Genomic DNA, 19,930 nt, shown 5'->3' with positions numbered 1-19,930 from the left:
TCCCCCCTCCGTCGGGCGGGCGGATCGTAGTCCGGTCGGCCGGGGCGGTCAACCCGGATCGGATCGCGGGATCGGCCTCGAGCGATGGAGTGCTGGTGCAATGGATTAATGGATTGATGAGGGCGGCTCCCGGCCGACGGACTCGGCCCGAGCCGGGGGCGATCGCACAAACTCCGGGCGATGGTCGTAAAAGGCCCCGACGCGGCCCGCAACCTCGCGGCGGAAGGGGATCGTCCGGCGTCGGTCGGGTTGTGGCCGCGTCGGGAGGACGGCTACGATACGGGAATCACTGGCGAACGAGACAACGGGACCCGGGGGCGGGAGGGCGTTTCGGCCCCTCCCGGCCCGAGACCGAACGAACTCGCCCCGGACGGAGCGTGACGCGATGCGAATCGACCGATGGCCCGGGCCGCCGCGGCTGACGGCCGCCGGCCTGCTGATCGCCCTGCTGGCGGCCCCGGCCCCCGAGGAGGCCGCCGCCCAGGGACCGAAGCCCAGTCGGAAGGACTCCCCGGAGATCCTCCAGCCCAGGGAGGTCTCCTTCACCGCTCGGGTCGAGCCGAGCACGGCCCGGCCGGGAGAGACGGTCTCGTACTCGATCACGGCCAAGGTCGAGGACTCCTGGCATATCTACGCCTTTGCCGCCGAGCGACCCGAGGGCGTGGCCGCCGTGCCGACGACCTTCGACCTCTTCCAGTCCGGCGGCCTCGAGCCGGTCGGGGAGGGCGGCTCCTGGACCCCCTCCGAGGCGCCGATCAGGCCCAAGGGGGTCCTTGGAGCCATCGCCTACGACTACCACGAGGGGTCTGTCTCCTGGACCCGCACCCTCCGGATTCCCGAGGATGCCCGGCCCGGCACCGTCTCGATCCAGGCCCAGGTCCAGTTTCAGATCTGCACCGATCAGGTCTGCAAGCCGCCGACCCGTCGCACCGTCGCTCCGGTCGAGCTGACGATCGAGGCCCCGGAGGCCGATCCGACGCAGGCGACGCTCGGCCGGCCGATCGATCCGGTCCCCTCCGCCCTGGCGGCGCTGGGCACCGTCCTGGCCCTGCCGCCGCAAGGGGCCCCCAGGCCGCAGCGGGCCGACTCTCCCCCGGTGCTTCAGCCGAAGGAGGCGACGTTCACCACGACGATCGAGCCGAAGCAGGCGAAGCCGGGAGACACGGTCACCTACTCGGTGATCGTGCGGCTCGCACCGACCTGGCACATCTACGATCTCGGCGACTCGATTCCCGAGGGGGTCGCCGCCGTCCCCACTCGGTTCGACCTGTTCGGACTCGACGGCCTGGAGCCGGCCGGCGAGTGGACCGCCTCGAAGGCGCCGCACGAGCCGGAACCGAACAACGGCGTGCTCGCCTACAAGTACTTCGAGGACGAGGTTTCCTGGTCGATCGCGCTGAAGGTTCCCGACGACGCGAAGCCGGGCGAGCGCACGCTCCGCAACCAGATCCAGTTCCAGATCTGCGACCCCAAGAGCTGCAAGCCGCCGACCCGTCGCACGCTGGACCCGGTTGCGCTCACCGTGCTCGCCACTGGGGGCGCCGCGCTGGCCCCGGCCGATGAGGAGGGCTCGGCCGCCGGCGCCGGCCCGGCCGAGCCGGCCGCGATCGCCGCTCCGGCCGAGCCGACCGCGACCGCCGCTCCGGCGCCGGCGTCGGCTCCGGTTCCGGCCGCCGGTTCGGGAGTGGTGCAGGAGAAGATCAACCAGGGGTTGATCCCGTTCCTGGCGTGGTCGGCGCTGGGGGGTCTGGTGGCGCTCTTGATGCCCTGCGTCTGGCCGATGATCCCGATCACGGTGAACTTCTTCGTCAAGCAGGGGCAGCAGGGGAAGAAGTCGACGACGGGCCTGGCGGTGACGTACTGCCTGGCGATCATCGGGGTGTTCACCCTGGTGGGCGTCGTCTTCTCGGCGGCCTTCGGGGCGACGGCGCTGAACCAGTTGAGCAACGCCCCCTGGTTGAATTTCCTGGTCGCCGGCCTGTTCCTGGCCTTCGGCCTGAGCCTGCTGGGGCTGTTCGAGATCCGCCTGCCGACCTTCCTGCTGAACGCCTCGGCCCAGGGGGAGTCTCGCGGCGGGTTCATCGGCGTGATCTTCATGGCGATGACGCTGACGATCACCTCGTTCACCTGCACCTTCCCCGTGGTCGGCGCCCTGCTCGTGCTGGCGGCGGGGGGGAGCTACCTGTATCCGATCATCGGCCTGGCGACCTTCGCCACGGTGCTGGCCCTGCCGTTCTTCCTGCTGGCGCTGGCGCCGGGCATTCTGGCGAACCTGCCCCGCAGCGGAGACTGGATGAACGCGGTGAAGGTGGTGGGCGGCCTGATCGAGATTGGCGCCGCCTTCAAGTTCCTGAACACCGCCGAGGTCAGCCTGCGAGGCAACCCCGAGGCCGCCTGGTTCGACGCGCAGGTCCTGCTGGCCGCCTGGGTGGTGATCGCCGCGATCTGCGGGTTCTACCTGCTCGGGTTCTTCCGGACGAGCCACGACCACGACGCCCCCTCGGTCGGCGTCGGCCGGCTGCTGTTCGGGTCGCTGTTCCTGTTCCTGGCGCTGTACTTCTCCCCCGCGCTGTTCGGCTACCCGCCGAAGAGCCAGATCTATGACCGCCTGGTCGTCGGCCTGCTCCCTGCCGACGCCGGCGAGCTGGACGCCGAGACGCAGTTGCTCACCCGCCTGGAGCGGTTCGGCCTGATGTCCCCCGGCGGGGGAGGCGGCTCGGCCGAGCCGCGCGAGCTGATCGCCGACAGCGAGGATCCGCCCGAGGTCCAGCGCGCCCGAAGCCTGCACGGCGTCTGGTGGGACATGAGCCTCGACGTGGCCCTGGCCAAGGCGAAGGAACAGGGCAAGCCGGTGCTGATCGACTTCACCGGGGTCAACTGCGCCAACTGCCGGCTGATGGAGAAGTCCGTCATGCCGAGAGACGACGTGATCGACCGCCTCCGCCAGTTCGTCCCGGTGCAGCTCTACGTTGACCGAGTGCCGGTCGAGGGCCTCGGCCCCGAGCGCTCCGAGGAACTTGCTGTGAAGAACCTCTTGCGCGAGATCGAGCTGACGCAGCAGTCGACCCAGCCGCTCTACGTCGTGCTCACCCCCGAGGGGGAGGTCGTCTCCGCCGAGGGGGGCTACATCGAGCCGGGCCCGTTTGTCTCATTTCTCGACGGCGCCCTGGCGAAGTTCAGCGAGGTGGCCCGCACCGCCGCGGCGGGAGAATGATCGAGCACCGATGCGGGACGGCGGATGAGGGATGCCGGCTGAGGGGCGGCCGGGGCCGGAGTCGGGGGCCGACCGCCCCTCCGACTCGGCTCCGGCATGCTCCTTCCCGCATCGGTCCTCCGCCGTTCCTCGTCAGGCCTTCCCCGGCCTCCCCCGAGACTCCTTCTCGACGATCCCGCTGATCCCGAACCGTCTGGCCAGCTCCTTCTCGACCTCGTCCCAGCCGAGGTCTCGGGCCCGGAGCAGGACGACCGCATGGAAGACCAGGTCGGCCACCTCCCGGACGAGGTGTGCGCGCCCCTCGACTCCCGGTTCGTCGGCGGCCTCGACGACCTCGGCGGCCTCCTCGGTGATCTTGGCGTTGATCTTCGCCGTGCCGCCGAGCAAGAGCGAGACGACGTACGACCGCTCGGCCGGCGGGTTCGCCTTGCGATCGGCCACGAGGTCGGACAACGCATGCAGGACGTTCGGCTGGTCGGTCACGGTCGGCGCTCCGGGCAATCGGGTCGAGGGCTCTCCCCCGATCATACCCGACGCCGCCCCTCGCTTGTCGGCTCCGCCCCGGATCGCCAAGATGGGAGGGATCGATCGGCCCCGGGAATCGAATCGAGGAGAGGGAACGCGAGATGAATCGCATGGTCCATCACGGTTTGATGCCGTTCCTGCTCCTGCTCCTGCTCTCGGTTCTGGTCCGCGGGGCGACGGCCCAGGGGCCGGAGGCCTCCGGCTACCGGGCCGATCGCCTGCCGCTGCCGGCGGACGTGCTGCCGAGCTGCATGACGATCCGGCCGGACGGCTCGCTGGCGGTCGGCTCGATGGACGGCGACATCCTGCTCGTCGCCGACGAGGACGGCGACGGCCTGCCCGAGACCTACCGGCGCTGGGCCGGCACGCTGCCGCACTGGCCGCTGGGGCTGTTGGCCGAGGGGAACGATCTGATCGTCGCCACCCGGGCGGCCTTGCTCCGCCTCTCCGACGACGACGAGGACGGGTGGGCCGAGCGCTGGACGACGATCACCGACGCCTGGGACGTCACCCGGGACCACCATGATTGGACCACCGGCATCGCCCGCTGGCCCGACGGCTCCTACGTGGTCAGCCCCGTGACCGACGACGTGCGCGATCGCTCCGTCGAGGGCCGCCACTTCCTCCGCGGCAAGGCCATCAAGGTCGACCCGGAGGACGGCTCCGTGGCCGTGCTGGCCGAAGGGCTCCGCTACCCGACCGGCTGGACGACCCGGTCCGCCGACGGCGCCGTCTTCTTCACCGACAACCAGGGGCAACAGAAGACCAACTGCGAGATCAACCCGCTCGTGCCCGGCTCCTGGTACGGCTACCCCAGCCAGGCCGATCCGCCCTCCGGTCCCGAGGGGAGCACCCCGTACACCCCCGCCGTGCTCATCCCCTACCCCTGGGCGAGGTCGGTCAACGGCCTGGCCTTCGCGGAGACGGGGGGAAGGTTCGGCCCGGTGGAGGGACAGCTCGTCCTCTGCGAATACAACAATCGCTTCATCCTGCGGGCCTCGCTGGAGGAGGTCGACGGCGTTTCCCAGGGGGCCTGCTACCCGTTTCTCGGCGGCCTGCTCGGGCCGCTCTGCCTGGCGTTTTCCCCGGACGGGACGCTCTACGTCGGCTCGATCCGGGAGCCCTCCTGGGGAGCCGAGCCCGAGCAGGGGGCCATCTACCGGGTCCGGCCGATCGCCGACGCGCCGGGCTTCGGCATCCTGGAGGCGACCGCCGAGCCCGACGGCTTCACCCTCCGCTTCCTCTCCGAGCCGAGCGACCAGGCCCCGGCGCTCGACCCGTCTCGGTATTCACTGCGCCGCTATCATCACGTGTTCCAGGGCTCGTACCACTCGCCGCCGACGGATCTCGAGCTGCTCTCGGTCGCCGCCGTCGAACCCGGAGCCGACCCGGCCTCCGTCCGCCTCCGGGTCCGGGAGCCGATGATCCCCGGCCGGATCTACGAGATCCGGGCCGACCTGCCCGGGGCCGAGCCGGACGTCGCCCACTACACGATGAATCGAGTCCCCTCGATCGCGAAGGAAGACGAGAACCTCACGCGGAGTCGCAGCGTCACAGAGGAGAAGAAATCGAAATAAGAAAACGTCCTTTTTGTCTTTTTCTCTCTTTTTTTTCTTTGTGGCTCCGCGTGAGAGATCCATCCCCATGTCCACCCCCCCCGACAGCGAAACCGAATTCGGCGTGCCCATCCCGGGCCGCATCCTGCCCGAGTCCGAATGGGCGCGCACGGCGATCAAGCGCCTGCCTCCCCCGGAGGAGGGCCCGCTCGACTGGGCGGCCATCTTCGGCCGAGAGGCGCCCGTCATCCTCGACCTCGGCTGCGGCAACGGCCGGTTCACGCTGCTCAGCGCCCTGAGCCGTCCGGAATGCGACCACGTGGCCGTGGACCTGGTGCCGGCGGTCGTCCGCTACGCGACCAAGCGGGCCAACCAGCGCGGGCTGCACAATGTCCGAGTGGTGGTGAAGGACGCGCAATCGTTCCTGCGATCTTACGTCGCCCCTGGCAGCGTGGCCGAGGTGCACATCTACCACCCGCAGCCGTACCACGATCCGAAGGACGCCCGCTACCGCCTGATAACCCCTGCCTTTCTCAAGCACGTCCACCGCGTGCTCCGTCCCGGCGGGCTGTTCGTGATCCAGACGGACAGCCCCGAATACTGGGAGTACATCGCCTCCGTCGCCCCCGCCTTCTTCACCTTCCGAGCGCACCCCGAGCCCTGGCCCGACGCCCCCGAAGGCCGCTCCCGCCGCGAGATCCTCGCCCGCAGCCGAGGGCTGCCGATCTTCCGGGGCGTCGGCACGCGCCGAGACGACCTGACCGGCCCCGACATCCGGGAGGCCATCAACACCCTCCCCCTCCCCGAGTTCGTCTCCCGAGGTCCCTGGGAGGAACTCGACGCCCTCGAGTCCGGCGGCGACGACCGCCCCTCCCCGAAGCGGAGCCGACGCCCGGGGCCCCGGAAGAAGCGGTAGTCCCTGGGCCGACGGCCCTCGGGCCGTCGGCTCCCCGGGCCATCGTGCCGGCCTCCTCGACCGGTCCCCCGGCCGTCGGCCGGACGGGGCGCCGGCTGGGCCGGTGGTCAGGTCGCGTCCCCCGACCCCGGGCCGGTCTTCGACGATCGCCGGGAGCCACCGTATCGCCTCCGATGGGTGGAGGAACGCCCCGACCGGGATTTCGCCTTCGAGCCCTTGTCCGTCGCCGAGGAGGCGGGGAGGGCTTCCCGAGCCGCCGAGGCGACGACGGCGGCCTCGCCGCGGAGCATCCGGGAGCCGTCGAAGAAGGCGAAGTCGGGGTTGCCGTAGTGCTGGTAGGCGCCCCAGGTGTGGGCGCCGCCGGGCAGATCGTCGCGGCGGGAGACGGCCAGGCGGGCCTGCCGCATCGCTCGGTGCATCACCAGCGGGCGGATCGGATCGGGCCGGTCGGAGCCCGCTCCCGAGAGGCCGAGCAGCGACCGGTAGAGCGTCTGCGAGAAGGCGACCGCCGCCTCGTCGTCGACCGGCCAGGCGGTGCAGACGAGGTTCGACACGCCGCGCTCGAAGAACGCCTCGGCGAAGCTTGGCGCCAGGCCGGGCTGGTAGCCGACGACCTTCGGCATCAGCTCCGAGGGGACGATCCCCGACTCGCAGGCGTTGACGAACGCGAATTTTGGCACGCGGTCGATTCGCCGCAGCTCGTGTGCCGAGATCACCTCCCCTCCGGAGAAGAGCAGACCCGAGGCGGCCGGATTCGACGGGTCGAAGAAGCAGTGGCCGGCGTAGTGGAAGGCGTCGTAGGTGCGCCCCATCAACAGGCGGAGGACGTTGGTCCGTGTCGCCTCGGACGGGCCGATCAGCGCGTCGACCTCGACGACGTTGCCGGAGTGTCCCCAGGCGGCGTTGAAGGCGCGGAACAGCTCGACGGCGGCGACCCCTTCCCGGCGGGCTCCCGGCAGCGGGGCGTCGGCGGCCGGGTCGGCCACGACGAGCACGCGGAGGTAGCGCCGGCTGGGCGGGGGCGGTTCCGGGGGAGGGGCGAAGGCGGTGATCAACTGCCGGGTGAGCCCCCGGCTCGTGCCCAGGAAGGCCGTCCCGTCGGTCGCGTCCTCGGCCGAGGAGCCGGGCCGGTCGGACATCGTCCAGAGCTCGGGGCGGGCGAGCAGCTCCCAGTGGATGCGGGCGGCGGTCGGGTCGAGCATCATCACCAGCGGCCCGCCGGACCGAAGCAGCGGGCGGAAGTCGCGAGGGAGGAGCAACTGGCCGAGGAACCGGCCCCGGGCGAATTGCCGGCCGGGGTCGCGTTCGGCGGCCAGCTCGTCGTTGGCCGAGGCCACCAGCCCCGGGTCGATGTCGATCTCCCGCATCGGCAGGGCGGCCGACCGGGAGACGGCCCCGAACCGGAAGACCCGCCGGCTCGTCGCCGCGCCGGGGCCGAACCGGACGGTGATGCGCACCGGGTCGGGCGCCTCTCCCTCCTCGGGGCCGATCAGGCCGGGATCCTCCCGCTCCCAGAGGCGCCAGCGCTCCTCCCAGCGCCGGGAGAACTCGGCGCGCTCGAAGGCGATCGCCCGGTCGTGCAGCGTCCGGAGCTGCCCGGGGGTGAGCGGCGAGTAGTCGAGGATCAGCCGGCGCTCCGCGGCGAGCTTCGTCTTCAGGGCGATCAGGGTGCGGTCGACCTCGGGGAAGATCCTCGGGTCGGGCAGCACGAAGGTCACGTGGCGGATCACCTGTCCCTCGGCAGCCTCGGTGCCGCTGAAGGCGAGCTTGATGCCTCGGATCCAGGCCTCGGTTGCCTCGGCCGGCGGCAGGTTGGCGTTGCGGGTTCCGATGGGGGCCGAGGCGAGGTGCGCCTTGCCGAGCTTGCCGAGCGTCCAGACCAGCTCTCGGACCAGCACCGTCAGCTCCGGCGCCCCGAAGCCGCCGGGCACCCCCATGCCGCAGAGGGCGATCACCCGGGAGGGCTCGCGAGGGTCGGGCACGAGGTACGGCTGGCCCAGCTCTCCCCGAGCGATCCCGCGCTCGATCAGCTGGGAGAGCAGCAGTTGGGCCTCCCGCAGCCGGGCCTCCCCGCCCCCCTCGACGTTGCCGGCCGGGCCCGTCTCGAAGGCGCAGGGGGAGGCGTCGCCGCTCGGGAGCATCGCCCGGCCGATCACCTGGTCGAGCGCCCAGGCCGAGTCTCCTGGCCTGGGCTTCTCTCCGGTGTAGTGGCCGATGGCGATGGCGTCGATCGGCGGTGTGACCTGGCCGTCCTGGGTTTCCACAGGCCGGTCGCCGATGCGGGAGACGTCGTCCAGCGCCAGGTGGATCGCGATGGTCGGCGGCTCGACTGCCGATCCCGAGAGCGGGGAGCCGATTCCGGAGGCCGCCCCCGGCACTCGGAGGAAGTCGGAGACGATGGCCTCGGCCAGCTCGCGTTCCTCGGGGGTCAGGTCGATCGGCGGCGGTACGTCGGGGGCGTCGGGGGGCGATGGCGCGGCCGAGCCGACCTCGGCCACGGCGAGGCGGAGGCGGGTCCGGTCGAGCATCCGGTCGAACCGGCGGCGGTCCTGGTCGTGGGCCTCGGCCCAGCGCTTGGCGGCGTCGGGGTCGGGGCGGGGCTCGATGGGGATGACCTGCTCGGGGTCGTCCCAGTCCACTTCCGAGATCGAGCCGGGGGCCATCGCGGCCGGCTCGGCTCCTCGGGGGGCGGGGCGTTGCAGCTCGCCGAGGCGGAGCACCTCATCGACGGCCGACAGCACGTTCGGGTTCGCCACCAGCGCCGAGTGCTCCTCGCGCACGCGGTAGGTCCGCAGGGGAACGGGGGCGCCGTTGCCGTCTCGCAGCTGTCCCAGCCGACGGGAGACGCTGCCGTCTCCCTCGAAGGTGAACAGGTAATGCTCCTCGATTTTGAACCCGGCCGGCTGCGGGACGCGAGCCAGGTGGTCCAGGCGGTTGGGAGGGATGCCGTCGGCCGTCTGCTGGCCGTAGCCGGCGAAGTAGACGAAGCGGTCCTCGATCGCCCGCCGGGAGGACGCCGACTCCAGATCGGCCGTCAGCTCCTCGTGGAAGTCGCCGGCGGCGTCGAGGTGCCGGGCGGAGACGCCGATCGGGCCGTAGGTGTCGGGGTCGTAGAGCGGCTTGGCGTCGAGGTCGACGATCGGGGAGGGCATCAGTTGATACACGCCCGGGAACGAGTGGACGACGCGGAGCATCCCGGCCATGTCCCGGGTCAGGTCGAGCCGCTCGATCATCCAGACCGTGTTCGCCAGGCCGCACAGCACCTGGGGCACCAGGTATGACCCGTGGTTCGGCGTGCCGAGCATCACCAGCCGTCCCCCCCGGGAGCGGCGGTCGGCCCCTGCCGACCACATCGACCGCCATCGCTCCGGGTGCCGCTGGATGAAGCTCCGGGCCACCAGGCCCCCCATCGAGTGCGCGACCAGGTGCACCGGCTCGTCCGGGCCGAAGGTCGAGTTGATGTTCGCCAGCAGGCGATCGGCCGCCAGGCGGATGTCCTTGCGCCAGTCATACGTGAAAACGAGCACCCGCCAGCGCCTCCGCATCGCCAGCACGAGCTCGCCGTAGTACTTCCAGAGCGCGTTCCCCGGCCGGGTCGAGTAGGACGGGTCGGCCTGGAGCACGCCGTCGGGCGCCAGTTGCAGGCGGCCGATCGCCCCCTGGGCGAGCCGCCAGAGGTTCAGCCAGACCTCGTCGTCGTCTCCCCGGCGGTCGATCGTGTGCAGGGCGCTGCCCATCAGCCCCGGCAGGATGACGACGTTGCCGGCCGGCGCCTCCGCCGCTCGGGAGACGTACCGGCTCAGGGCGAGCTGGCGCATCCGCTCGAAGCGATCATCTCCCAGGTAGAGCCGGAGCGCTCGCTCCTGCTCCAGCTCGGCAGAGGCGAGCATCGCCTCCATTTCGTCCATCGTCGCGGCCTCGAACCGCCGGACGATCGCCCGGTGGCGGCCGTCGCCGCGCTCGAGCCTTGCCCCGTTGGGAAGCTGGTCGCCCATGATCGTGCGGCCCGGTCGAGGTCCGGGGGGCCTCCTGCCGGCGCTGACGACGACCGCCGCCCCGGCGCGATCCCCCCTTCCAGCATTCCCCGCGGATCCGGGTCGGGCAAGCGAAATGGGCCATCAATGGCCGGATCGAATTCCGAGGGCGCGACGCCCCCGCACGCTCTCCGGGAACATCGCCTCCTGGTTGAGCGTCCCGTCCGGTAGGAAGGGGAGCGGCTCGAAGCCCGACTCCAGCTCCAGGCCCGGGTCCGCCGCCACCTCGTCGGCCAGGGCGGGGGAGACGTACAGCGTGGCCAGCTCCAGCGTGTTCGGGACGATCACCATGCGGGCCTCAGACCGGTCGACGCGCCAGCAGGTCTGGAGGCTCATGGCGATCGCCTCGCGGTCGGTCGGCATCGCCAGGGGAATGCGGGCCCGGGTGAGGAAGTTGCTGGTGTAGCAGTTGACCCGCATCGGCTCCGGGTCGATCTGCCGGACGAAGCGATCGGTCGTCAGGTCCGCCAGGCCGATCCCCGTGGCGTTCCCCTTCGTCTCGGGGGAGAGATCCAGGACCGTCAGCCTCGTGACGACCGGCCGGGGGAGGTCCGGCATCGTCTCGACGCGCTGGCGGCCGATCACGTTCGGATCCATGCCTGTGCCGCTGTAGTTCTTGCCCAGCTCGCCAACGATCAGCACATCGATCTGATCGAACGGCAGCCGGCCCATCATCCGCCTTGCCTCGTCGAGCAACCTTGGCTCGACCTCCAGCAGCTCCTCCGGCTCCACCGCCTCGACGCTCGCCGTGCGCTCCTCCGCGTTCTCCAGCAGGGCCACCCCCAGCGCCACGGGCGTCTTCCGCAGCAGGAACTCCCCCACCTCCGGCAGCAGGACCTTCAGGCCCGGCAGGCCGAGCTTGTGCACCTGGGCCGCCCCCTCGCGCTTGCCGAGGCCGATCGTCAGCATCTTCAACAGGCCGCTCTCATACCTCCCGGTGAACGACGTGTGCGGCTTGACCCGGTTGAGCAGGACGATGCCGTCGGCGTCGAAGGCGTTGCGGTCGAAGTGAATCGGCAGGCCGAAGCTGTTCGAGCCCAGGACGACGGTGTCCATCTCCGATCGGATCGGGCAACCGGCCGATTCCTCGGTCACGCCCAGCTCGGCCAGCAGGGCCCGCTGCCCCTCGGCCGTCCCCTTGCCGTGGCTGCCCATGGCCGCCACCACGAACGGCTCGAACCCCAGGCCCTTCAGCGCCGAGACCGCCGCCGAGGTGATCCGGTCGATGCCGACGATCCCCCGGCTGCCGACCGTCAACGCCACCCGTCCTCCCTTCGGCACCCTCCCGGTGATGTGGCTCGACCGGATCGCCTCGGCCACGGCGGCCGGGGCGTCGTCCAGCGCCGGGTGGGAGACGCGCTGTCGGACTCGGGCGACGGGGGGGATGTCCTCGGGTCGGGCGGTCATGAGCGGGGCTCCGGGCGGGATCGGTGCGGCGGGGCGAGGCCATCGTACCCCGACGTCGGGGGACCCGTCAGCGCCCGAACGAGGGCCGGGAGCCGGCCGGGTTCGGTGCTCCGCGGTCCTCGCCGATGTTGCCGTCCGGCCGGGCTGGCGCTCCGGATCGGCCGTGCGGTCCTGGTTCCCCTCCCGGCCTCCGGCGACCCGGAAGGTCGAGGGCGTTCGCCCCGGGATGGCGGCGTTCCAGGGGCCAGGAGGCCGGGGACGGGCCGTGCTCGACGCTGGATCGAGCCTCGTTCCGCCGGCCTCGGCCGCTTCCGAGCGAGGGATCGGACCTCACCGCCAGGGAGTCACCGCAGCCGACCGCCTGTCCGGACGTCTCGCACGGCGAGGAGGCCGCCGAAGTGTCGGTCGGCCAGGGCATCGGCAATGAGGGAGCGGTGGCATCGGGCGGGGTCGGCGCAGGCGCAGAGCAGGGCGACGACGGCGCCGGGGGTCCGGACGCGGTCGGCCAGCCGGGAGAGGCCTCGGTGGACGGGCCAGCCGGCGGAGGGGTCGTCGAGGTGGGAACGGAGGACCGCCATGGCGGGATCCTGGCGTTGGGGGTTGCCCAGCTCCACGAACCACTCGTAGGAGATCCCCGATTGGGCCAGCAGGGGGACGATCCCCTCTCCCGAGCCGGAGGCCCGCAGGTGCCAGCCTCGGGGGCCGTAGGTGCGGGAGGGGTCGAGGTCGGAGGAGCAGGGGGCGAGCCTCACGTCGGCCAGCAGGGTGACTCCTCGGGCGGAGAGGGCCGAGGCCAGTCGATCGGCTCGCTCCCTCGCCGGCCAGGAGCCGTAGCCGACGGTCCAGAGCTCCCGGGGCTCCCCGATCGCCTGGGCCGCATCGAGATCATCAGGAGCCATCGCCGGTCCTCCTCGGGCGACTGGCCCCGGATCGGGCCGTCGCCTACCATGAGCGCTGGGGGGCCGGGCCCTCCGGCCCGACGTCCGACCGCCATCGAACCCGATCCCGAACCCGAGCCGAGCGGACCCACCATGTCGCGACCTTCGCTGCCGGCCCGATGGGCCCTCGCCTTTGTGCTTGCCCTTGCCTTCCCCTTCCCGGCCGACGCCCTCCCGATGGCCGGGCCCCGCCAGCAACCCCGTCCGGACCACGACCACCGGCACGGGACGTATCGGGGCCGGGTGATCGCCGAGGTGATGAGCTACCTTGGCGCCAACTGGCTGATGCGGCCGTCTCGAATCGAGGAGGAGCGGCCCGACGAGATGCTCGACGCGCTGGGGATCGAGCCGGGCATGATCGTGGCCGACGTGGGGGCCGGCGTCGGCTATCATAGCCTGAAGATGGCCGATCGCGTCGGCCCCGAGGGGGTGGTTTACGCCACCGATGTGCAGCCGCAGATGCTCCGGATGCTCCAGCAGCGGGCCCGGCGCGCCGGCGTCTCGAACGTCCGCCCGGTGCTGGTGACCCAGGAGGATCCGGGGCTGCCCGAGGGGGAAATCGACCTGATCCTGATGGTCGATGTCTACCATGAGGTTTCCGACCCCGAGGCGACCCTGCGGGGGCTCCGCTCGGCGCTGAAGCCCGGCGGCCGGCTCGTCCTGGTCGAGTTCCGGGCCGAGGACCCGACCGTCCCCATCAAGCCCGAGCACAAGATGACGGTCGAGCAGGCCCGGGCCGAGATCGAGCCCCAGGGCTTCCGGCTGAAGGAGGTGCTCGACTTCCTCCCCTGGCAACACATCATCATCTTCGAGAAGCCCGCCGCCGGCGACCTTGAGAAGCCCGCCGCCGGCGACACCGGCCCCGAGCCGGTCGTCGAGCCGGTCGAGGCCGACCCCGCCGGCTGAGGAGGCCGCGCGATACCGGAGGTCCCCCCAGAGTCATCGCACCGATCGCCCGCCGGCGTCCGCCATCCGCATGCCCCGATCCTGACACCGACGCGTCTCCCGGAGGCTTCGCCATGATCGACCTGCCCCTCGCCGCTCGCCGATGGGCGGCTCCGATGCTGGGGATTGCGGTCACCCTCGCCGCCGCGGCCGTGCCCGGAGGACGGGCCGAGGGGGCGGCTCCTCGGCAGGCGGTCGGCCAGGGGGACCGGGTGGTGCTGGCGTCGACCGAGGACACCCTGAAGATCCAGCGCCGGGTGGTGGCGACGGGGGAGATCCACCGGGTGTACACCGTCGGGCAGGTCAACGGGGAATGGCTCTGGCTGGAGGCGGCCGACGTGGCCGGCTGGGCCAAGGCGGACCGGGTGCTCCCCTTCGACCAGGCACTCCGGCAGGCGACCGCTCGGATCGAGGGGACCGGGGCGCCGGAGGCGCGGGACTACAACGCCCGGGGGCTGCTGTACGAGGATCTCGGCCGGGTGGATCTGGCCGAGGCGGACTTCGCCGAGGCGATCCGACTGGAGCCGGAGTGGTCGCTGCCCTACCTGAACCGGGGGACGCTCCGCCGCCGGGCCGGCCGACCGGACGAGGCGATCGCGGACTTCTCCCAGGCCGCCAAGCTCGCCCCGCTCGACCCGCTGCCGTACTTCGACCGCGGCCTCGCGTTGCTCGACCAGGGGGACCCGGCGGCGGCGCACGACTCGTTCACCCTGGCCCTCCGGGCCGACCCGAACCACCCCGGCTCCCGCTTCAACCGGGCGGCCACGGGCCTCGCCCTGGGGATCGACGGGGCCTCGGCCGACGCCGAGGCGTACCTCGCCCTGGTCGGCTGGTATGAGGCGCTCTCCCCTTACGCCGCCATCCTCGCCGCCCTGGAGCACCGCCGAGCGGGCCGGGACGCGCAGGCCGCCGGGCTGCTCGACGCCGCCGCCGAGCAGCTCGACCCGGGGGCGTGGCCGTGTCCGATCCTGGAGCACCTCCGCGGCCGGCTCGACCTGGCCGGGCTGCTCGACGCCGCCGAGACTGCCGACCAGCAGGCCGAGGCCCGCGCGTATGCCGGCCTCGCGCTGGTCATCGCCGGAGACGCCGGGGCCGCCCGGCCGCTGCTCGAATGGGTTGTCGCGCGGGCCGAGCCGACCCAGGTGCCGCACCTGCTGGCGCGGTTGGCCCTGGAGCCGCCCTCGTCCCCTCCCGCCGAGCCCCCCGGGCCGCTCCGACCGGAGGGGGCGGGGAGTTGACCGGCTCTCCTGGTGTCCTCGGGTCGGATCGTGACCCGGGGCCGGCGCCGATGCTGGTGCTGGTGCTGGGATCGGGCGGGGTTGGCGGCGCGGGGCGATTTCGACATACTAAGCCCCCAAGTTCGGCGTTCGGCCCGAAGACAGGGAAGGTCCGTCCGTCCCGGGGCGCCGCGGCCTCTCCCCGACAGATCCGACTCCGAGGAGCGCGATGGTCAGCCAGGACACGATCGTCAACAAGCTGCGCGAGCTGGCCCGGAACCTCTGGTGGACCTGGCAGCCGCACGTGATCGAGCTGTTCCGGGAACTCGATCCGGTCCTCTGGCGGGAAACGGACCACAACCCCGTCGTCTTCCTCGACCGGATCCCCCCCGAGCAGCTCGTTCGGCGCGCCTCGGAGATGGCCCTGATCTCCCGGATCGACTACGCCTTCCGGCGGCTCAACGAGTACCTGGAGAACAAGGACAGCTGGGGCACGATCCACGCCTCGATCCTCCGGGCGCGGCCGGTGGCGTACTTCTCGATGGAGTTCGGCCTGCACGAGAGCCTGCCGATCTACTCCGGCGGCTTGGGCGTGCTGGCCGGCGACCACCTCAAGAGCGCCAGCGACCTGGGCCTGCCGCTGGTGGCCGTCGGCATCCTGTACGCCGAGGGGTACTTCCGCCAGTCGCTCGACGCCGACGGCTGGCAGCATGAGCACTACCCGTTCAACGACCCCGCCCAGTTGCCGATCGAGGAGGCCAAGACCCCCGACGGCCACCCGGTGCGCGTCGCGGTCGACACCCGGTCCGGCACCCTGCACGCGAAGGTCTGGCGGGTGGAGGTCGGCCGCACGACGCTGCTGCTGCTGGACAGCAACGTGCCCGAGAACAGCGAGTCGGACCGCGCCCTGACCGGCCGGCTCTACGGCGGAGACGCCCGAATCCGAATCCGCCAGGAACTGCTGCTGGGGGTCGGCGGCGTCCGGGCGCTGTACGCCTCGGGGATCGACCCCTCGGTCATCCACCTGAACGAGGGGCACAGCGCCTTCGCCGGCCTGGAGCTGATCCGGATGGTCATGGACGCCGAGGGCCGCCCCTTCGGCGAGGCCGTCCGGGACGTGGCCGGCATGACCGTCTTCACCACCCACACCCCCGTGGCCGCCGGCCATGACCGCTTCGGCGCCGACCTGGTCGAGGAGAACCTCGGCAAGCTCCGGGAGCAGCTCCACCTGTCCTTCGACGACTTCATGGGCCTGGGCCGCGTCCACCCCGGCGACCACAATGAGCCGTTCTGCATGACGGTGCTCGCCCTGAAGCTCTCCCGGCACGCCAACGGCGTCTCCGCCCTGCACGGCAAGGTCTCCCGGCGGATGTGGCACCCCCTCTACCCGAACCGGACGGAGGAAGAGGTGCCCATCGGCCACATTACCAACGGCGTGCACACGCTCAGCTGGCTGGCTCCCCAGATGAAGGCCATTTACGACCGCCACTTCGGCCAGAACTGGGCGGGACGGATGCGGCACCCCGAGGTCTGGGCGAAGGCCTCGGAGATTGACGATGGGGAGTTCTGGGAGACGCACCAGGTCCTCAAGGCCCGGCTGCTGGAGTTCGTCCGCCAGCGCCTCCAGCGTCAGGCCCTCCGCCGGGGGGCCGACGACCGGGAGGTCTCCTCCTTCGAGTCGATGTTCGACCTGGATACCCTGACCATCGGCTTCGCCCGCCGCTTCGCGACCTACAAGCGAGCCACCCTGGTCCTGAAGGACGCCCAGAGGCTGGCCCGGATCGTCAACGCCTCCGACCGCCCCGTCCAGCTGATCTTCGCCGGCAAGGCCCACCCCGAGGACCGCTACGGCAAGGAGTTCATCCAGCAGATCGTCAAGATCAGCAACTCCGAGGAGTTCCGCGGCCGCCTGGCGTTCATCGAGGACTACGACATGAACGTCGCCCGGTTCCTCGTGCAGGGGGTGGACGTCTGGCTGAACAACCCGAGACGCCCGCAGGAGGCCAGCGGCACCTCGGGCCAGAAGGTGGCCATGAACGGCGGCCTGAACTGCTCGATCCTCGACGGCTGGTGGGCCGAGGGATACGACGGCCGCAACGGCTTCGCCATCGGCTCCGGCCGCACCCACTCGGTCCCCGGCATCCAGGACGAACGAGACTACGCCGACCTGATGGACACCCTCGCCTCCCAGGTCATCCCCCTGTACTACGACCGGGACTCCGACGGGCTGCCCCGCAAGTGGATCGCCCGCGTGAAGGACTGCATCCGCACCCTCGGCTGGCGGTTCAACTCCGACCGCCAGGTGATGGACTACGCCCAGTTCGCCTACCTGCCCGCCTGCGGCGGCCAGCCTTGCGTGATGCCCCACCACTGCTGAGCTGAGCTGAGCCGACCCAACCCGACCCCGAGCCGAGCCGACTCGACCTCCAGAGCCGGGAGGCGGGAGCCGATCACCTCGTCGACCTGGGCCAGGTGCAAGGAGTCCCGATCCTGTTGCTGACGATCCTGTTGCTGAGGGGAGAAGGGCCTGACCAGGGATCGGCCGGGGCCGCTCCGAGCCGGAATTGAACGGAGGCGGGCTCGATCGCCGGGCAGGGGCGCCTTATACTGGGTCGATGGATGGCAGGCAAGCGGCCCGCCGGGGGGACTCGCCGGGGAGTCCAGGCACGGGGGCCGGGCGGACGGCCATCGATCCGATCGCCACAGGTCAGCGCCCATGATCGGCCAGCGGCTCGGCTCGTTCCTGATCGAAGCGAAGATCGGCTCCGGGGCGATGGGGGAGGTCTACAAGGCCACCCAGCAGCTCAAGGACGGCCGCACGCGAACCGCCGCCGTGAAGGTCGTTTCGGCCGACTTTCTGGAGCGGGACCTCGCCCTGAAGCGGTTCCAGCGCGAGGCGGAGATCCTCGCCCAGTTGCGGCACCCGCACATCGTGCGCTACTACGCGCACGGCAAGTTCCAGGGCACGTACTACTACGCCATGGAGTTCGTCGAGGGGGAAACCCTCGACGCGGTGCTCGAGCGCCAGGGGTTTTTGCCCTGGCAGCAGGTGGTCGAGCTGGGGATCCAGCTCTGCCAGGCGTTGCAGTACGCCCACGACCATCAGGTGGTGCACCGGGATCTGAAGCCGTCGAACCTGATGATCACCCGGGACGGCCGCCTGAAGCTGACCGACTTCGGCATCGCCAAGGACCTGGACGCGACGGTCAACCTGACGCGCACCGGCCGCACGCTGGGTACGGCCGCCTACATGGCGCCGGAGCAAATTCGGGGCAACCCGCCCATCAGCCACAAGACCGACCTGTACGCCCTGGGTTGCCTGCTCTACCAGATGCTCACCGGCCGGCCGCCGTTCGAGGGGAAGTCGGCGGTGGTGCTCATGCATGCGCACATGGCCGAGCCGGCGCCAAGACCGAGTTCCAAGACGCCTGACGTGCCCCGGGCGCTGGACGACCTGGTGGTGCAGCTCATGTCCAAGGAGCCGCCCGACCGTCCCTGGGACGCGGCGCAGGTGGCCCACCTGCTGCAGGAGCTGCGCGACCGGACCCGCCGGGGGGACCGCGTCGAGATGGCCTTCGACCGGGCCCGCAAGCAGGTGGCGGCCTCGGGAGGCGTGCTCGTTCCCGACGCCAACGGCGACGGCCACACCGCGGCGCTTCCCCGGCCCGGCGCCCCGACGGCCGGCACGGGGGCCGGGACCCGGTCCCGGAAGTCGGGGCGCTCCCGGTCGTCCCGGGCGAAGGCGGGGGCGGACAGCTCGGATCGGCGACGGCGGATGCTGGAGACGGGGGGGCTGGCCCTGGCCCTGGTGGGGCTGGTCGCGTTGCTGGCCGTCCTGCTCTGGCCGCCAAGCATGGAGTCGCTCTACGCCGAGGCCGAAAAGTTGATGGCCTCCGACCGGCGGTCCGACTGGAAGCGGGCGATCCAGTACAAGGTCGAGCAGATCGAGCGCCGATTCCCCGATCACCCCTACACCGATCAGTTCTCCCAGTGGCGCGACCGGATCGCGCTGGACGAGGCCCGGGGACGGTCGGTCCAGTTGGAGAGCCCGACCCGGATCGGCGAGCCCCGGGCGGACCAGCCGGCCGAGGCGATGTACAAAAAGGTGATCTCGGACATCGGGCCGATGCTGATCGCCGAGCAACACGCCCAGGTCGCCCGGCGCTGGGGGGAGCTGGCCGAGGAGCTGGCCCGGCTTGGCGACCCGGAGCAGCGCGGCTGGCTGCTGCTGGCCCGGGAGAAGCAGCGGGAGCACCTGGAGAAGCTCGCCGCGCAGAAGCGGGCGGCGCTGACCCTGCTCAGCCAGGCGGAGCTGAGCCTCCGGAACGACCTGACGGCCGCGGCCCGGACACAGCTCGATCGGCTGATCGCCGACTACTCCGGGGTGGCGCTGGGGGATCCCGAGTTCCTGGGGATCATCGCCCGGGCCGACGCGATGCTCAAGCAGCTCGAGGCCCGGGACGACCCCGACTCCCCCGACTCCCCCGGCGACCAGCAGGACCCCGAGGCCTGACCGGCCCGAGGCCCTCGGCTCGGATCCAGGTGGACTTGCGTAAATCTTCGATGAAGTCATCGGCACCTGGCCCCAGGGTCGATTGACGGGCCGGGCCGGTCCCGGTACGATTTGACTCGCACATCGCGAGAAGGGAGCGCCGTCCGGGCCCCCGGACGCAACGCCCCTGGCCTGTTCGGCCGTCACGGCTAAGAGGAAGCAATGGCCCAGTCCCGCGTCCGCTTCATCGGCAGCCGCGAGCTGCACCGAGACCTGCCCAAGGTGCTCGAGTCACTGGAAGACACCGACAGCCGCTACGTCCTGACGATCCACAGCAAGCCCAAAGCGGTGATCATCGGGGCGGAAGCGTTCCTGGAATTGCTCCGGGGCCAGACCCCCTCGGACAAGCTGCTCGCCTTGCAGCTCGGTGCCCTGGTGCAGGGGCTGGGCAAGGGAAACGAGGACGAGGCCCCGAACTCGGCTTCGGAGGTCGCCGAGGCCGAGCTGATCCCCGCCTGAAGGGGACGGCCGGCGGGGCGGCCCCCCTCCCCTCCAGGGAACGGGAAGGATCGACCGCCTCCCCCGTGAGGTCGCACCAGACGAGGGCCCCGGGCTGCTCCCGGCCCGTCGGGCCCCCTCAGTCTGCGCCCTGGTCCGTCGGGCCCGCTCGGCCTGCCCCCCGGCCG

General features: G+C 71.4%; 12 protein-coding genes. 8 read left to right on the top strand and 4 right to left on the bottom strand.

The window, feature by feature from the left end; translation table 11 throughout:
* The first annotated feature begins 385 nt into the window (after window positions 1-385).
* A complete protein-coding gene (locus TsocGM_RS06480; protein ID WP_126724490.1) occupies window positions 386-3,214 on the top strand; it encodes a protein-disulfide reductase DsbD family protein in 2,829 nt (942 codons plus the stop codon).
* Window positions 3,215-3,346: 132 nt separating this feature from the next.
* On the opposite strand, the gene hisE is transcribed toward TsocGM_RS06480, so the two are convergent.
* Window positions 3,347-3,697, bottom strand: coding sequence for a phosphoribosyl-ATP diphosphatase (gene hisE / locus TsocGM_RS06475; RefSeq protein WP_233578457.1), 351 nt, complete (start codon window positions 3,695-3,697; stop codon window positions 3,347-3,349).
* Between the two features lie 143 nt (window positions 3,698-3,840).
* Between hisE and TsocGM_RS06470 the strand changes: the two genes are divergently transcribed.
* Complete coding sequence (locus TsocGM_RS06470; protein WP_126724488.1) at window positions 3,841-5,316, top strand: PQQ-dependent sugar dehydrogenase; 1,476 nt, start codon at window positions 3,841-3,843, stop codon at window positions 5,314-5,316.
* A gap of 67 nt (window positions 5,317-5,383) precedes the next feature.
* Window positions 5,384-6,211: a tRNA (guanine(46)-N(7))-methyltransferase TrmB gene (gene trmB, locus TsocGM_RS06465; protein WP_126724487.1), complete on the top strand. Its 828-nt coding sequence runs from the start codon at window positions 5,384-5,386 to the stop codon at window positions 6,209-6,211.
* 107 nt (window positions 6,212-6,318) lie between these two features.
* Here the strand turns inward: trmB and TsocGM_RS06460 are convergent, their stop codons facing one another.
* The 3 genes from TsocGM_RS06460 to TsocGM_RS06450 all read right to left on the bottom strand — a co-directional run bounded on the left by TsocGM_RS06460 (window position 6,319) and on the right by TsocGM_RS06450 (window position 12,551).
* Window positions 6,319-10,206, bottom strand: a complete 3,888-nt coding sequence (locus TsocGM_RS06460; RefSeq protein WP_126724486.1) for a CHAT domain-containing protein — start codon at window positions 10,204-10,206, stop codon at window positions 6,319-6,321.
* Between the two features lie 123 nt (window positions 10,207-10,329).
* Window positions 10,330-11,652 carry a lactate racemase domain-containing protein gene (locus TsocGM_RS06455; RefSeq protein WP_126724485.1) on the bottom strand — a complete coding sequence of 441 codons (1,323 nt, stop codon included), beginning with the start codon at window positions 11,650-11,652 and terminating at the stop codon, window positions 10,330-10,332.
* Window positions 11,653-11,996: 344 nt separating this feature from the next.
* Window positions 11,997-12,551 (bottom strand): DUF488 domain-containing protein, encoded by a 555-nt coding sequence (locus TsocGM_RS06450; protein WP_126724484.1) that lies wholly within the window; start codon window positions 12,549-12,551, stop codon window positions 11,997-11,999.
* Window positions 12,552-12,683: 132 nt separating this feature from the next.
* Between TsocGM_RS06450 and TsocGM_RS06445 the strand changes: the two genes are divergently transcribed.
* From TsocGM_RS06445 to TsocGM_RS06425, 5 genes are all read left to right on the top strand, one after another.
* Window positions 12,684-13,496 (top strand): class I SAM-dependent methyltransferase, encoded by an 813-nt coding sequence (locus TsocGM_RS06445; RefSeq protein WP_126724483.1) that lies wholly within the window; start codon window positions 12,684-12,686, stop codon window positions 13,494-13,496.
* Between the two features lie 113 nt (window positions 13,497-13,609).
* Window positions 13,610-14,773 (top strand): tetratricopeptide repeat protein, encoded by a 1,164-nt coding sequence (locus tag TsocGM_RS06440; RefSeq protein WP_126724482.1) that lies wholly within the window; start codon window positions 13,610-13,612, stop codon window positions 14,771-14,773.
* A 208-nt stretch (window positions 14,774-14,981) separates the two neighbouring features.
* On the top strand, window positions 14,982-17,129 hold the full coding sequence (gene glgP, locus TsocGM_RS06435; protein WP_126724481.1) for an alpha-glucan family phosphorylase: 2,148 nt from the start codon (window positions 14,982-14,984) through the stop codon (window positions 17,127-17,129).
* A gap of 339 nt (window positions 17,130-17,468) precedes the next feature.
* Entirely contained in the window at window positions 17,469-19,265 is a 1,797-nt protein-coding gene (locus TsocGM_RS06430; RefSeq protein WP_126724480.1) for a serine/threonine-protein kinase, read from the top strand.
* Window positions 19,266-19,466: 201 nt separating this feature from the next.
* Window positions 19,467-19,763, top strand: a complete 297-nt coding sequence (locus TsocGM_RS06425; RefSeq protein ID WP_126724479.1) for a type II toxin-antitoxin system prevent-host-death family antitoxin — start codon at window positions 19,467-19,469, stop codon at window positions 19,761-19,763.
* The last annotated feature ends 167 nt before the right edge of the window (window positions 19,764-19,930 follow it).

This window comes from Tautonia sociabilis, assembly GCF_003977685.1.
Lineage (GTDB): Bacteria > Planctomycetota > Planctomycetia > Isosphaerales > Isosphaeraceae > Tautonia > Tautonia sociabilis.
Note: the sequence above shows the minus strand (reverse complement) of the source record. Positions and strands in the feature narration are given on the sequence as shown.